Consider the following 14,952-nt stretch of genomic DNA (forward strand, 5'->3'; position numbering starts at 1 on the left):
TTTATTTCAACACTTCTTTTTCTTAGCAAGAAAATTGCTTAGTCTTTAAATAACCTCAAACTGTTTCCCAGGCAATGGTCTTACCACGCCCTTAAGTTCCATGTTTAATAATAACGTCGCAACCCTAAAGGTTGGCATATTGCATTTTAAGGCAATCAAATCCAGCAATTCTTTGCCATTGTCTTTTAAAAAATTGTAAATCACTTTTTCATCTGTATCCAACTCCACAAACAATTGTTTTTGCACTGGTTTTTCATCTGCTGAGCCTGTCGAAGCATCAAGTTTCCAATTAAGTATATAAGGTATATCCTCAGGTTTTGAGAGTAAATGAGCACGTTGTAATTTTATTAAATTATTGCAGCCAACACTTTGCGTATCTGTAATACGACCAGGAACTGCAAATACTTCACGATTGTATGAGTTTGCAATATCTGCCGTAACCAAGCTCCCTCCTTTTTCGGCAGACTCCACTACAATGGTTGCTTCACTTAGTCCAGCAATAATCCGGTTTCGCTTTAAAAAGTTATTTCTATCAAATTCATCTGTACTCCAAAAATCTGTAAAAAACCCTCCATGATTTTCAACATCAGCAACATACTTTTTATGAACCTTTGGATAGATTTGATTAAAACCATGAGCCAAACAACCAATGGTTTGTAAGTTATGTTTCATTGCAGCTTTTTGAGCAGTAATATCGGTTCCGTAAGCAAATCCAGATACAATTATAGGATTATAAGGTGCTAAACGCTCAACAATAGCTTCGCAATTAGCAATCCCTTGAGTAGTAATTTTTCGAGCACCTACAATACTGATAATAGGTTGGTTTTTTATGTTTACATGTCCTTTTTGGAATAGAACAATGGGACCGTCCACACAATGTTTTAATCGTTCTGGGTAATTAGTATCCATAAAATAATGGCACACAACCTTATGCTTCTTAATAAACTCTAATTCACTTTCGGCATTTTGTAGCAATACATCTTTATGTAAATCGCTAATTATAAATTTTCCGATACCATCTATTTTTAATAGGTTTTGCTTCTTTTCATTTAAAACTGCTTCAGGAGATCCACAATGTGCAATGAGTTTTTTGGCGGTTATATCGCCTATATTTGGAGCCTTCTGTAAGGCTAAAGCATATAATAGGTTGGTATTAGACATGTATATCATTGAATTACAACCTACAAGAAACTAAAAATTATATTGTTAATAAATACTTGATGGAACTTTTTTACGGATTGAAAAATTTTTAACTTTGTTTCTATGCAATTAGAGACTTATATAAGCGACTTACTATATAGATATGAGTGTGTTATTATCCCAGATTTTGGAGCTTTTTTAACACAACCTGTATCTGCTAAGGTTGATGCTTCCAATAACACATTTTTCCCTCCAAAAAAAGAGCTGTCTTTTAACGAACAACTTAAAAATAATGATGGTTTACTTGCTAAATACATTGCTGATGTTGAAAAGACACCATATGAAGTTGCTGTAAAGAAGATTGCAAAAAAAACAAAATCTCTTAAATCGTATTTAGCACAAGGAGAAACCTTAACGTTTAAAAATATTGGTGATATTACTTTAAACAATGAAGGCAAAATTACCTTTGAGCCTTCTTACCATTTAAATTATTTAACAGATGCTTTTGGGTTAGCTAAATTTGTGTCTCCAGACGTTACCAGAGAAGTTTACAAAGAGCAAGTAGAAGCCATTGAAAAAGCAACTCCTATAGCTATTACTCAAGAAAAGCGTAAGTCTAGAAATTTTTTAAAATATGCAGCTATTGCAGTTGTAGCTTTAACTTTAGGAGGATTTGCTGCATCAAATTACTATCTTAACCAAATTGAGACGCATAACCAATTAGCTCAAGAAGAAGCTACACAACAGTTAGAAAACAAAATTCAAGAAGCTACTTTTATTATTGACAACCCTTTACCAAGCGTTACCTTAAATGTTGACAAACAAAGTGGTAACTTTCATATTGTGGCAGGTGCTTTCCGTATAGAAGAAAACTGTGACAAAAAACTAAAACAACTACATGAACAAGGGTTTAAAGCTAGAAAAATTGGTGCTAATAAATACGGTTTACATCAAGTAGTCTATTCTAGTTACAACACTAGAGCCGAAGCACAACGTGAACTTTATAAAATTAAAAAAACTCACAATCCTGATGCTTGGTTATTAGCTCAAAAACTTAATTAAATTTTACTTCTTTAGTTTTTAAAAGCAGCTTACCTTTGCATTTCAAATAAAATGTACATGGAAGCTAAACATCCTAATGACTCTAAAACAATAATGACCGACTTGGTTTTACCTAGTGAAACCAACCCTTTAAATAATTTATTTGGAGGTGAATTATTAGCAAGAATGGATCGTGCTGCAAGTATTGCTGCAAGACGTCATTCCAGAAGAATTGTAGTGACTGCTTCTGTTAATCATGTTGCATTTAAGCATCCTGTTCCATTGGGAAGTGTTGTAACAGTTGAAGCAAAAGTTTCAAGAGCATTTAAATCGTCCATGGAAGTGTATTTAGATGTTTGGATAGACGATAGAGAATCTGGCGAATGCACCAAAGCTAATGAAGCTATTTATACCTTTGTGGCTGTGGATGAAACTGGTCGTCCTGTAAAAATTCCTAAAATTATTCCTGAAACAGACGAAGAGCAAATTCGTTATGATGGTGCTCTAAGACGTAAACAATTAAGTTTAGTTATTGCAGGAAAAATGAAGCCAGACGAAGCTACTGAGCTTAAGGCTTTGTTTTTTGATTAAAACTATATTCTAATAGAAAATTCTGAATCAAGTTAAGAATAGCAAAAAGCGACTACATCTTATAAATCCAATGTGCTGGATCTTGAGTCTTAGTGTCTTTATATATTACAAAACTTAAAACAGCTTCTCCAGAGGCTTTGTTGGTTCTAACCTCACCAATGTCTTGTTTTGTAATAACTCTATCTCCTTTTTTAACATAGATTTTTGAGAGGTTCTTATAAATAGTGAAATAATTTCCATGCTTTATCATTACCACATTATTTCCGTTCTTCTGAGTCATTATTTCACTAACTATTCCATTAAAAACAGCTCTAACCTTTTCCCCTTTATTAGTAAGAATTCTAACACCATTACTTCTAATTGGCAGTGTCCTCCTGTCAATTGGAGAACGTTGTATGCCATATCGTAACTTAACTAATCCTTCGTTAACAGGCCAAGGTAACTTGCCTTTATTTGACGTGAAATTTGCAGCAAGTGTTTTCTCCTCAGGTGTAAGAGCAAAAGTGTTAGAAGCAGATGATTTTCCTGCTTTTTTATTAGATGCTGCCATTGCTGCTCTAATTATTTTTTCTATTTCTCTATCTATTTTCTCAACTTCTTGTTGTTTTGCTCTAATTTGAGATCTATGTAAGCTAATATTTTTGCTTACTGATGCCATTAACTCTTTATATTGCTTAAGCTCTTTGTCAAGTTCTCTTTTTGCAATTCTGTTGGCTTCAATTAACTTTTGCTTTTCTTGCTTTTGTGCTTGTAAACTTTTATTTAATTCTTGAAGCTTTATCGTTTGCTGCTTTATTTCTTCTCCTTGCTTTTTTTGATAATTAGCATATTGTTTAATATACTGCAATCGTTTATAAGCTTGCTGAAAGTTATTAGAACTTAATAAAAACATGATTTTACTCTCTTCAGATCTGCCTTTATAGGACTTTACAATCATGGCTGCATACTCATCTTTTAAAACCTGTAAACGGTTTCTAAGGTTTGTAATTTCTTTTTGATTGTTATTAATTTCTCTCGTTAAATTATTGGCTTGCTGGTTGGTAATTCTAATTAAATTTTGACGTACAGAAATTTTATAGTTGATATTGTCGAGATTAGAAAGAATAGATTTTTGCTCTTTTTTACCTTGAGACATGAGTCGTTCAAACTGATTTATTTGACTCAATAATTCACGACGTTGTGCTTCTAATTGTTGTTGCTTTTTGCTTTGAGCTTGAATAAAAGCACTACAAGAAAATAGAATAAAAAAGGCAATTACTTTATATGAAGCAGGTTTAAGCTTTATCATCTAACAACAATTTCATCAAACCCTGAAGGGATTCTAAAAGGGAATCTTAAATCGGTATTTAATGATACGTATTTAAACTCCATATTGATTTTGGTTTCAAAGTTACCTTCCACAGCTATAATGTTTACATTTTTTGGTAATACTTGTTTGTTTACTTCTTGATAATCTTTATAATCTATCTGCAACATTCGTTTATTTGAACTTTGTGCTATTTGTTGCGAATCCATTTTAAAATGCGATGGGTTTAGCAGCAAAAATATCTCAAGTAATTCACTTTGTTTTTTTGGTTGAAGCAAGTACGATTTGTCAAAAACATCTGCTTCATAGCTATGAATACTTAAATCAAAGAGTGTTTCTCCAAGTAATAAGCTTTGCACTTTATAAAAATCTAGCTCTGTTCCTAATAAATCACTCAAAATAGAAAAATCACCATCAAAATAAGTATTGTCCAGTTTATTATAAAAGCTCACTTTTGTTGGTGTTATTTTAGCTCGAACAATTCCTAAAGTTGCACTTAACCAAATGGTCTTGTCTTTCTCCATTCTAAGGTTAATGGTGTGTGTCTGTTCTGCATCACCTTGTTGATACTCTACTTTAACACGCGACTGTAGCGTTTTAAAATTAGCAAAAGACTTGGTATGCTCTTTTATTAATTGCCTTGAGGATAGTTTTTTGTCTAACTCTCCACTGGAAGTCACATGTCTTGTTGACTTACATCCAAAACTTACTAAAAGTAAGGCCGTTAATACTATGTAGGTTAATTTTTTCATTGTTGTTTTGTAATACTTTCTGCTTTCTTAGAAAACGCGTTAGCTTTGGTTATATTATTAATCATTCTATAAGCTGTACTTAGCTGTTTATAGAAATCTATTTCCATTTGGTCGTTATCAATAACATAATCAACACCTATTTCAAGCGTCTCTATTGCATCTTTAGGACGATTTAAATGATTAAATGCTACACCATTTGCTAAATAAATTATTGGTTGAGATGGAAAGACGTCTAGGGCTTTGGCTGCCAAATTAACTACTTTTTGGTGTTGTTTACTGTCTATATACAGTAAAATCACATTTTTTACGACCTCAAAATTTTCTGAATTTTTATTCAAAGCCATTTCGTAATGCTTTAAAGCCAATTCTTTATTTCCTTGTTGCAAATAATACTGTGCCAATTCTATATTAGATTTTCCATTGCTATCTCCTGAAACCATTGTTGTGACTTCTAATAAGTCGTTCTCATACTGGGGATTACTCTTTACAAAAGCAACAAAATCATTTAAAACTTTAGTTTTAGCATCAGGTTTAATTTTTGCACTTGTAAGCACTATCTTCATTGAATTTATAGCCTCTTTAGGATTGTTGTCATCTAAATAAAACTTATATAACGCTAAATGTACTGTATGAGAATTGGGTTTTTTATTTAAAAGCTCCTTTGCGGTATCAAATGCTTTTTCTTTATCGCCTAACTCACTGTACCTATAAATTAGTCTTAAGTAAAGCGCCTCGTTATTTGGGTTATTTGCCACACGCTCCTCTAAGTTTTCTATGCGTTCTTTATCACCTCCTGTGGCATTATAAATTTGATTACGCATAAAATCTCGCCTTTGTGAAACACCGTATTCTTTATCAAGTTCATCCAGGGTTTTTAAAGCTGCTTTATATTTTTTGTTTTTTATGTAAAGAGATACTAAGTCTTCTTTATAATCAGGATGAAACTTAACTAATTGCTTTACTGTTTTAAGAGCTTTATCGTAATCGTCCATTTGATAATAGACATCGTATAGTGCGTCTAAAAACCATTCGTTTTCAGGTGCTTTTTTAATGGCATTTTTTAAAGCACCTTCAGCAGCTCCAAAGTTTTTAAGTTGTGTGTAATTTTTTCCTAATTCAAAATAGATTACTGCCTTGGAATCGTCAAGCTCCAAGCATTTTTTCAATGACTCAATGGCTCTATTATAGTTTTCAATACCCTTTTGTTTTAAGGCTTCATAGAAGTGTTCCTGAAAGGTATCTTCAAAATTTCCTAAGTCATCTTCAACTGTTTTATTGAAATCGACTTGGGCAAATAAAGTTTGAGGAATAAAAATAATTCCGAGAATCAATAATAGTATTTGGGTTTTCAACGTCATTGTATCTGCCTCTAAATTACGTATTTTACAAGCTATTAGGGCTTATTTAAGCTGTTTTTAACATTATTTGGTTCCTGTGCTACCAAAGCCTCCTTCGCCTCTTTTGGTCTCGGAAAGCGCTTGTACTTCTTCCCAATCTGCACGTTCGTGTTTTGCAATAACTAATTGCGCAATGCGTTCACCATTTTGTATTACAAAGTCTTCATTAGATAAGTTTACAAGAATCACGCCAATTTCGCCTCTATAATCTGCATCAATAGTTCCAGGAGCATTTAATACCGTTATTCCTTTTTTTGCTGCGAGGCCACTTCGTGGACGTACTTGTGCTTCAATACCAATTGGTAGTTCAATAAAAAGTCCTGTCCCTACTATGCTTCGTTCTAAAGGTTTTAGAATCCTAGATTCTGATAGGTTTGCACGCAAATCCATACCTGCTGAGGCAATGGTTTCGTAATGTGGTAAAGCGTGATTGGATTTGTTAATTATTTTTATAATCATACTCTTCGTAATAATTGTTTAATTTCTTTTTCTTCTAAAGCGTAAGTGACTCCCAAAAATACTAATAACAAAGGTATTCCTACTAAATAGTTTTCTCTAAAATAATAGAAAGAAATCACTGAAAACAAGATAGATACAAATAAATATAACCCTATTTTTTTTAGATTATAAGGTATTGGGTAATATTTTCTACCAAAGTAATAAGATAATAGCATCATAACACTATAAGCAACTAAAGTAGCAATTGCAGAGGCTTTATAACTATACTCTTTTATAAAAAATATGTTGATAGCTAGGGTAATTATAGCTCCAAAAACTGAAATGTATGCGCCAAATTTTGTTCTGTCTGTTATTTTATACCAAACAGATAAATTATGGTAAATACCTAAACAAAAATTAGCCAGCAAGATTATTGGCACAATCCACATAGCTTCCCAATAGGCCTCGCCTCTTACTATATATACTTTTAGTACATCTGCAAATACCACCACACTCAATAAAATTACAGAACCAAATGCCACAAAAAGTTCCAAGATTTTGGCATAATTTTTTTGTGGGTTCTTGCTATTTGAATGACTAAAAAAGTATGGCTCAATACCTAATCTATAAGCTGTTGCGAATAAGGTCATAAACACAGCTATTTTATAACATGCTGAGTACATACCAATATCTGTTTCGGCAACATCTGCTGGAAGTATTTCTTTTAATAGTATTCTATCAAATGTTTCGTTTATTGAGAAAGCTACACCTGCAATAAGCACAGGAAACGCATAACGAAACATGGTTTTCCATAATTGCGAATTAAACACATATTTAATCTTACTGTAAAAAGGCAACATTAACGCCAAGGTTACGGCACTTGCAATAAGATTGGCTATGAAAATATAACTGATCTCAAAATCTGGCTTATAAATACTATCAAAAATTGAAGCTTGAGAGGCCAAATCTTTTAAGGTTAGTAAAAAGAACAAATTCAATCCTAAGTTAATTGCAACATTTAGAATTTTAATAATTGCATAGCGTTTAGGTTTTTCATTGGCTCTTAACCATGCAAATGGAATAATTACCAAGGCGTCTAGTAATAAAATCCAAATAACAAGGTTGATGTATTTTACATCAATATTAATGAATGAAGCTATCTGGTTTTGAAAAACTAATGCAAAGGCGAAAAAGCCTAAAGAAGAAATAATTATAGAAATTGCCGAAGTCCCAACTACTTGATTTTTATCTTCTTCTTTATTGAAAAATCTAAAAAACGCGGTTTCCATACCATAGGCTAAAACCACATTAAATATTACAAAATAAGAAAAAATGACTGATACTTCTCCGTATTCGGCTACTGAGGTTAATACACCTTCAGTTGTGTACAATGGAACCAACAAAAAGCTAAGCATCCTTGGTAAAACGGTTGCTAATCCATAAATAAATGTTTGCTTAAAGAGTTTTTGAAATGCGCTCAAAAGTTGGGTTTTAACGTAGCTAAATGTACGTTATTAGTAAACGTTTTGCAACATTAGTTATTATTTGATGCTGGAGACATTGGAACGTCTATTGAGTGTATTTCTCTTACATTAGTCAATTTATAATACTTTGTTTTTCCATTAACTTTATAGCTGATTACACACTCATTATGCTTTAATTCAAACGGAATTTTTATGGGTTTTTGTGGGATTTTATTTCCATACTCCGCTTTAGAGTCACTACTCATAACAATATCTCGAGAGTAGTTAGGAGGAGATTGAAAGCTTCCTATATATTGCGTTTCATTATTAGGATTTATTTTAAGCTTTGTCACTTTTCCTCTAAAGAAAACACTATCTGGTTGGAATTCTAAATCTTTTATTTCAATAAAAATATCTAATCCTGAAGGACCTTCAGCAACACCAGAAACCCATTGTTTACAGTAAACATCCCCAAAAGTTGTTGGTGCTTCCTTTTGAAATTTTTGTGCACTAGAGCATTGAGAAAAACTAGACATAATAACCGTAAGTGATACTAGTTTAAAGATGTGCTTCATCATTTTCATTATCAAAATATTTATTATAAAGATACTAAAACAATAACTGCGCCATAAAAAAGCCTCACTTTAAGTGAGGCTTTATATTATTATATAGATTCTTCGCTTACGCTTAGAATAACATTTTAGTTATTTAAAGCTTCAGCACCACCAACAATCTCTAGAATTTCATTGGTAATAGCCGCTTGACGCGCTTTATTATAAGTTAACTTTAATTGGTCTCTTAATTCCGTTGCATTATCTGTTGCTTTATGCATAGCAGTCATACGAGCACCATGTTCGCTAGCAAAACTATCTCTAATAGATTTGTACAACTGCGTTTTTAATGACTTAGGTATTAAAGTTTCTACAATCTCTACTTTTGAAGGCTCAAAAATGTAGTCTTGATTGTTGTTTGAGCTTCCTTCTATTGGTACAATTGGTAAAAACTGCTCTGTCATTACAATTTGTGTTGCAGCATTTTTAAACTTGTTATAAACGATTTCTATTTTATCGTACTCGCCTTCAACAAACTTATCCATTAACATTTGTGCAATGTTCGCTACATTATCGAAGGTTAAATCGTCAAATACATCACTGTTATTAGCAATTACTTTATTTGTCTTCTTAAACGCATCGTTAGCTTTCTTTCCAATTGCAACAAAAGATACTTCTTGATTAGTGTACTTCTCAGTAGCTAACTTACTTACTTCTTTTATAATGTTTGAATTGAATGCACCACACAATCCTCTGTTAGACGTTATAGCTACGATAAGAACTTTATTTACCTCTCGTTGTGTAGCGTATTTACTCCCAGAATCTGCATCTAAAGTTCCACTAAGGTTTTGTAAAAGCTCAGTTAACTTATTAGCATAAGGACGCATTGCAGTAATTGCATCTTGTGCTTTCTTTAACTTTGCAGCCGATACCATTTTCATGGCACTAGTAATCTGCATCGTTGAAGACACCGATGAAATTCTGTTACGTATTTCTTTTAAGTTTGCCATATATGTTAGTGTTTAGTAATGAGTAATTAGTAGTGAGACAATCTTATCTCACTACTCAATACTAAATTCTATTTATGCTTTATACTTTGCTGATAAGTCTTTAGCTACATTTGATAATGTATCTGTTACCTCATCAGTTAATTTTCCTGATTTTAAAGTATTTAGAACATCTGCGTGTTTTGCTCTTAAGAACTCTAAATAATCTCTTTCAAATTCTTTTACTTTCTCTACAGGAACGTCTCTTAATAAGTTTTTAGATCCTGCATAAATAATAGCAATTTGATCTTCAACTGTAAACGGATCGTTTTGAGCTTGCTTTAAGATCTCCACGTTACGTTTTCCTTTTTCAATAACGTTTAATGTTGCCGCATCAAGGTCTGAACCAAATTTAGCGAATGCTTCCAATTCACGGAATTGCGCTTGATCCAGCTTTAAAGTACCTGCTACCTTTTTCATCGACTTAATCTGAGCATTACCACCAACACGAGATACAGAAATACCTACGTTAATAGCTGGACGCACACCAGAGTTAAATAAATCTGACTCTAAGAAAATCTGCCCATCAGTAATCGAAATTACGTTAGTTGGAATATATGCTGATACATCACCTGCTTGCGTTTCAATAATTGGTAATGCCGTTAAAGAACCTCCACCTTTTACCATTGGTTTTAAAGAATCTGGAAGGTCGTTCATTTCTTTAGCAATCGCATCATCATTAATTACTTTTGCAGAACGCTCTAATAAACGCGAGTGTAAGTAGAACACGTCTCCAGGATACGCCTCACGTCCTGGTGGACGACGTAATAATAATGAGATCTCACGATAAGCAACCGCTTGCTTAGATAAATCATCATAGATAATTAAAGCTGGACGACCAGTATCTCTGAAATACTCTCCAATAGAAGCTCCAGCGAAAGGTGCATAAACCTGCATTGCTGCAGGATCTGATGCGTTTGCAGCTACAATAGTTGTATAAGCAAGTGCTCCTTTTTCTTCTAATACTTTAGCAATGTTTGCTACAGTAGATGCTTTTTGCCCTACTGCAACATATATACAATATACAGGCTCACCTGCATCGTAAAATTCTTTTTGATTTAAGATGGTGTCAATACAAACGGTTGTTTTTCCAGTTTGTCTGTCTCCAATAACAAGTTCACGTTGTCCACGACCTACAGGAATCATTGCATCGATAGACTTAATACCTGTTTGTAATGGCTCAGTTACTGGCTCACGGTAAATAACACCAGGTGCTTTTCGCTCTAGTGGCATTTGGTATGTATCTCCAGAGATAGGTCCTTTACCATCGATAGGTGCTCCTAAGGTATCAACAACACGACCAACAATACCTTCACCTACATTAATAGATGCGATACGACCAGTACGTTTAACTGTAGAACCTTCAGCAACTGCTTTAGAGTGTCCTAATAATACAATACCTACGTTATCTTCTTCAAGGTTAAGTACAATTCCTTCTAAACCTCCATCAAATTCTACTAGCTCACCATACTGAGCGTTTGAAAGTCCATATGCACGTACAATACCATCACCAACAGTTAATACTGTTCCTACTTCATCTAAAGATGCTGTAGCCTCAAATCCTGCTAGTTGTTGTTTTAAGATTGCTGATACTTCAGCTGGTTTTACTTCTGCCATCTTATTATTTGTTTAGATAAAAATATCTTAGTTTAATGTAAATTCTCTTTTTAACTTATTTAATTTGTTAGAAACGCTAGCGTCATATTGCTTGTCTCCAACACGCAAAATGAAACCACCTAAAATGCTTTCATCTACTGTATTTTCTAACTCTACTGCTTTACTAGTAAGCTCTTTTACTTTTGCAAGAACTTTTAGTTCTAAATCGTCGGTCATAGGAATTGCAGTTGTTACTTCTGCTATTTGTTTTCCGTTTAACTCATCAAACAATTGATTATATTTTGATGCAACATCACCTAAAATGTCTATTCTTTTGTTAGACATTAATAAAGTGAATACTTCTGAGCTAATACTATTTATATTTGGGAAAATTTGAGTCAATGCTATTTTCTTTGCTTCCGATTTAACGATCGCGTTTTTTAGCATCTGACTTAATTCTAAATTATCTTCAATAGTAGCTGCAATTAACTTCATGTCGTTATTTACAGCGTCTGCTGCTTGTTGGTCACTAGCTAAACTAAGTATTGCTTTTGCGTAACGTATTGCTGCTCTTGTTCCTGCCATCTAACTCTAGTTTAAAGTTGCTTCACCTAACATAGACTCTACTAGCTTTACTTGCTTGTCTTTATTAGATAATTCGTCACGAACTACCTTTTCTGCAATCTCAATTGATAAATTAGCTACTTGCGACTTTAATTCGGTAATAGCAGCTTTCTTTTCTGTTTCAATAGATGCTTGCGCTTGTGCTATTAGCTTTCCTGCTTCTTCTCTAGCCTCTTCTTTAGCATCGTCAATCATTTTATTTTTGATGTCACGAGCTTCTTTAAGCATCGCTTCACGTTCTGCTCTTGCTTCCTTTATAAGCTTTTCGTTATCAGCCTGAAGATTTTGCATTTCTAATTTTGCTTTTTCAGCAGAATCTAATGCTCTTTTAATACCTTCTTCTCTATCGTTTACTGAATCTAAAATTGGTTTCCAAGCAAATTTCTTTAATAAGAAAACTAATGCTATAAATAAAACAGCTTGCCAAAAAAACAATCCTAACGAAAACTCTTCAAGTAACTTTTCCATAATTATAAGTTATAATAAAATAATTTCTGTTTAATTTAAAAGAACAGCTATAACCAACCGCTATAGCTGTTTCTTCTTTGTGTTGTTAAACTGCAAATAATGCAGCAAATCCAATACCTTCAATTAAAGCGGCTGCAATAAGCATCGCTGTTTGAATTTTTCCTGTAGCTTCTGGTTGACGCGCAATTGCTTCCATAGCTGAACCACCAATCTTACCGATTCCGATTCCTGCTCCAATTACTACTAAACCTGCTCCTACGATAGCTGGAATTTCCATATTTATATATATTAAAAATTAAACATTCAATTTATTAATGTGCTTCATGGTCATGCTCTTCTACTGCCGAACCAAAATATAAGGCCGATAGCATTGTAAAGATATATGCTTGAAGTGCTGCTACCAATAACTCAAGGATTCCGATAACGAAAGCAAGAGCAAATGATAGTGGTGTCCCAATCCAGTTTTTGAATATAAACATCATTCCTATTAAACTCATCATTACGATATGACCCGCTGTAATGTTTGCATACAAACGAATCATTAATGAGAAAGGTTTAATAAACGTACCTAACAACTCAATTGGTGCTAATATAATTTTCATTGGAACTGGAACTCCTGGCATCCAGAAGATATGTTTCCAATAATCTTTTTTTGCTGTAAATGTTGTGATTAAATAGGTGATGATTGCTAAACAAAAGGTAACGGCAATGTTATTCGTTACGTTCATACCTATTGGTGTTAATCCAAATAAGTTTACAATCCACACAAAAAAGAATACAGTTAATAAATAACTCATATATCTTTTGTAATTTTTTTCTCCAATGTTTGGTCGTGCTATATCATCACGAATATATAGTACTATTGGCTCTAATAAGCGCCCCATACCTTTTGGCAAGTTTCTATTTTTTTGATACGCAGATGCCATTTTTTTAAACATAAAGAACATAATTAAAAACACCATCATAATCATGGTTACATTCTTTGTGATTGAAAAATCTAAAGGCTTTTCGTTAGTAGCGTGGTGATCTGCATCTTCAATAATTTCACCATTTAACCCATCTACTTTGTATATTTTAGAGTGGTGTACTTTGTAATAATTACCACCTACTTCAGCTACCGCTTCACCGTGATGAAACTTAGATGATGAAAACACTTTTAAGCCATTATCCCAAATTATTACAGGTAATGGAAACCCAAAGTATTTATGTTCTCCAGAATCTGTTGTCCACGAGAATAACGTAAAATCGTAAGAGTCCTGTAAGTGGTGTTGAATATATTCCTTTATTTCGGTTTCTTTATCAGTTCCTGATTCACTGCTTGAACCTCCTTCAGCTCCATATGAGACAAAAGTTATTAAAAGTAATAATAGTGTAATTGGTTTTAAAGATATTTTTCTTCGCATATCACTCTATATAATAGTGGCTTAAAAATCGCTGCAAAGGTATGTTTTTATCTCAAAAACAAAAACAATTTTTCACTTTATTTTTATGATTGAATTTAATGATTTTAGGATGCTGGTGAATCTAATTTATTTAGAAATTTAGAAAGTGTGATGGTTTCTAAAATTAAAGATAAACCATAAGGTAAAAAAAAGGCAAAAAACTCTAATGTTTCGACATCTCCATCAAGATTATAGTAAGGATAAAAAACAAAAAAAAAAACAAAAAACTTTAAGGCACTTCCTGCCATAAATAAAAACCCTAATTGGCTTTTATATTTTTCTTTTAATAAATATAGTACTGTTACTATAACAATTGCTAAAGTTGCATTTATAGCATAAGATAAGATAATTTTATTGTCTAATAATGGAAGGCTCAAGTAGTTAAGTAAAAAGAGGTGTAACGCAAAAACACTTCCTAAAACTAAAACTGTAAGAATAACAAAACGAACTATGGTATTATTCATTTAGAATTAAATCGGTTAAGTTGCTGAACGACTGCATACAAAGATACTGCTACGCCTAACAAGGTGCCAATTATGACAAATAATTTATTGCCATCATTGTATTCAGAATCCAGCCATTTCCCTAAAAAAACAAACAAGTAAATTGTAACTCCCATCTGGATAGCAATTCCTGTAAGTACTATTGCGTTTTTAAGCTGATTTTTCGGTTTCTGATCCTGGTTTTCGTTGTTCACCCTTATTAAGTTCTTTTACAGCGCCTTTCATATTACAAACTGCATTAAATGTTGCTCCAGGTTCTACGGCAAGTTTGCCAATTTCTACCTCGCCTTCAATAAATGCTGAAGATTTTAAAGACAACACGCCTGATAATTTCATTTTTCCAGAAAATCGTCCTTCAAAGTCGGCATTTGTACCTTCTAAAGTTCCATTAATAATTCCTGATTTACCTACCACCACTTTCCCTGGTGTTTTTAAAGTGCCTTGTATAGCACCATCTATTCTAAAGCCTCCTTCGCTAACAATATCGCCAACAATTGTAGTGCCTTGTGCTATTCTGTTTTGTTGTGTGGAAGATTCAACAACATCTCCTCTTCCTCTTTTACCATCTGAAAACATAATTTTAGCTATTAATCG

The 14,952-nt window shown here is 33.0% G+C and carries 18 protein-coding genes; 2 read left to right on the top strand and 16 right to left on the bottom strand.

Translation table 11 applies throughout. The features are described 5' to 3' along the window. Positions 1 to 45: 45 nt before the first annotated feature. Positions 46 to 1,161, bottom strand: coding sequence for a DNA-processing protein DprA (gene dprA, locus E5167_RS10485; RefSeq protein WP_136843824.1), 1,116 nt, complete (start codon positions 1,159 to 1,161; stop codon positions 46 to 48). Positions 1,162 to 1,263: 102 nt separating this feature from the next. On the opposite strand from dprA, the gene E5167_RS10490 reads away from it, so the two are divergent. Together E5167_RS10490 and E5167_RS10495 are read left to right on the top strand one after the other, a co-directional pair. Further along, positions 1,264 to 2,202: an HU domain-containing protein gene (locus E5167_RS10490; RefSeq protein WP_136843826.1), complete on the top strand. Its 939-nt coding sequence runs from the start codon at positions 1,264 to 1,266 to the stop codon at positions 2,200 to 2,202. A 57-nt stretch (positions 2,203 to 2,259) separates the two neighbouring features. Continuing rightward, positions 2,260 to 2,772, top strand: a complete 513-nt coding sequence (locus E5167_RS10495) for an acyl-CoA thioesterase (protein WP_136843828.1) — start codon at positions 2,260 to 2,262, stop codon at positions 2,770 to 2,772. 52 nt (positions 2,773 to 2,824) lie between these two features. On the opposite strand, the gene E5167_RS10500 is transcribed toward E5167_RS10495, so the two are convergent. The 15 genes from E5167_RS10500 to E5167_RS10570 all read right to left on the bottom strand — a co-directional run bounded on the left by E5167_RS10500 (position 2,825) and on the right by E5167_RS10570 (position 14,934). Next, positions 2,825 to 4,060: a murein hydrolase activator EnvC family protein gene (locus E5167_RS10500; RefSeq protein ID WP_136843830.1), complete on the bottom strand. Its 1,236-nt coding sequence runs from the start codon at positions 4,058 to 4,060 to the stop codon at positions 2,825 to 2,827. Next, on the bottom strand, positions 4,057 to 4,830 hold the full coding sequence (locus E5167_RS10505; protein ID WP_136843832.1) for a DUF4292 domain-containing protein: 774 nt from the start codon (positions 4,828 to 4,830) through the stop codon (positions 4,057 to 4,059). The genes E5167_RS10500 and E5167_RS10505 overlap by 4 nt, the downstream gene beginning before the upstream one ends. Beyond that, positions 4,827 to 6,188: a tetratricopeptide repeat protein gene (locus tag E5167_RS10510; RefSeq protein WP_136843834.1), complete on the bottom strand. Its 1,362-nt coding sequence runs from the start codon at positions 6,186 to 6,188 to the stop codon at positions 4,827 to 4,829. Before E5167_RS10510 ends, E5167_RS10505 begins: the two co-directional genes overlap by 4 nt. Before the next feature lie 63 nt (positions 6,189 to 6,251). After that, a complete protein-coding gene (gene dut / locus E5167_RS10515; RefSeq protein ID WP_136843836.1) occupies positions 6,252 to 6,686 on the bottom strand; it encodes a dUTP diphosphatase in 435 nt (144 codons plus the stop codon). Further along, complete coding sequence (locus E5167_RS10520; protein WP_136843838.1) at positions 6,683 to 8,146, bottom strand: oligosaccharide flippase family protein; 1,464 nt, start codon at positions 8,144 to 8,146, stop codon at positions 6,683 to 6,685. Before E5167_RS10520 ends, dut begins: the two co-directional genes overlap by 4 nt. Positions 8,147 to 8,199: 53 nt before the next feature. Continuing rightward, positions 8,200 to 8,703, bottom strand: a complete 504-nt coding sequence (locus E5167_RS10525) for a hypothetical protein (protein WP_169301416.1) — start codon at positions 8,701 to 8,703, stop codon at positions 8,200 to 8,202. Between the two features lie 125 nt (positions 8,704 to 8,828). After that, entirely contained in the window at positions 8,829 to 9,689 is an 861-nt protein-coding gene (atpG, locus tag E5167_RS10530) for an ATP synthase F1 subunit gamma (protein WP_136843842.1), read from the bottom strand. 72 nt (positions 9,690 to 9,761) lie between these two features. Then, positions 9,762 to 11,342 (bottom strand): F0F1 ATP synthase subunit alpha, encoded by a 1,581-nt coding sequence (gene atpA / locus E5167_RS10535; RefSeq protein WP_136843844.1) that lies wholly within the window; start codon positions 11,340 to 11,342, stop codon positions 9,762 to 9,764. Between the two features lie 27 nt (positions 11,343 to 11,369). Then, positions 11,370 to 11,906: an ATP synthase F1 subunit delta gene (gene atpH / locus E5167_RS10540; RefSeq protein ID WP_136843846.1), complete on the bottom strand. Its 537-nt coding sequence runs from the start codon at positions 11,904 to 11,906 to the stop codon at positions 11,370 to 11,372. Positions 11,907 to 11,912: 6 nt separating this feature from the next. Further along, the gene (locus tag E5167_RS10545) at positions 11,913 to 12,413 is read right to left on the bottom strand and encodes a F0F1 ATP synthase subunit B (protein WP_136843848.1); all 501 of its coding nucleotides are present in this window, start codon (positions 12,411 to 12,413) and stop codon (positions 11,913 to 11,915) included. 85 nt (positions 12,414 to 12,498) lie between these two features. After that, positions 12,499 to 12,690: an ATP synthase F0 subunit C gene (gene atpE, locus E5167_RS10550; protein ID WP_076698954.1), complete on the bottom strand. Its 192-nt coding sequence runs from the start codon at positions 12,688 to 12,690 to the stop codon at positions 12,499 to 12,501. A 34-nt stretch (positions 12,691 to 12,724) separates the two neighbouring features. Further along, positions 12,725 to 13,816, bottom strand: a complete 1,092-nt coding sequence (gene atpB / locus E5167_RS10555) for a F0F1 ATP synthase subunit A (protein ID WP_136843851.1) — start codon at positions 13,814 to 13,816, stop codon at positions 12,725 to 12,727. Between the two features lie 104 nt (positions 13,817 to 13,920). Then, complete coding sequence (locus E5167_RS10560) at positions 13,921 to 14,319, bottom strand: hypothetical protein (protein ID WP_136843853.1); 399 nt, start codon at positions 14,317 to 14,319, stop codon at positions 13,921 to 13,923. Continuing rightward, the gene (locus E5167_RS10565; RefSeq protein WP_262709583.1) at positions 14,316 to 14,552 is read right to left on the bottom strand and encodes an AtpZ/AtpI family protein; all 237 of its coding nucleotides are present in this window, start codon (positions 14,550 to 14,552) and stop codon (positions 14,316 to 14,318) included. The genes E5167_RS10560 and E5167_RS10565 overlap by 4 nt, the downstream gene beginning before the upstream one ends. After that, positions 14,509 to 14,934 carry a bactofilin family protein gene (locus tag E5167_RS10570; protein WP_136843856.1) on the bottom strand — a complete coding sequence of 142 codons (426 nt, stop codon included), beginning with the start codon at positions 14,932 to 14,934 and terminating at the stop codon, positions 14,509 to 14,511. The genes E5167_RS10565 and E5167_RS10570 overlap by 44 nt, the downstream gene beginning before the upstream one ends. Positions 14,935 to 14,952 lie beyond the last annotated feature (18 nt).

Origin of the sequence: Pontimicrobium aquaticum (genome assembly GCF_005047595.1) — a bacterium.
GTDB classification, from domain to species: Bacteria; Bacteroidota; Bacteroidia; order Flavobacteriales; family Flavobacteriaceae; genus Pontimicrobium; species Pontimicrobium aquaticum.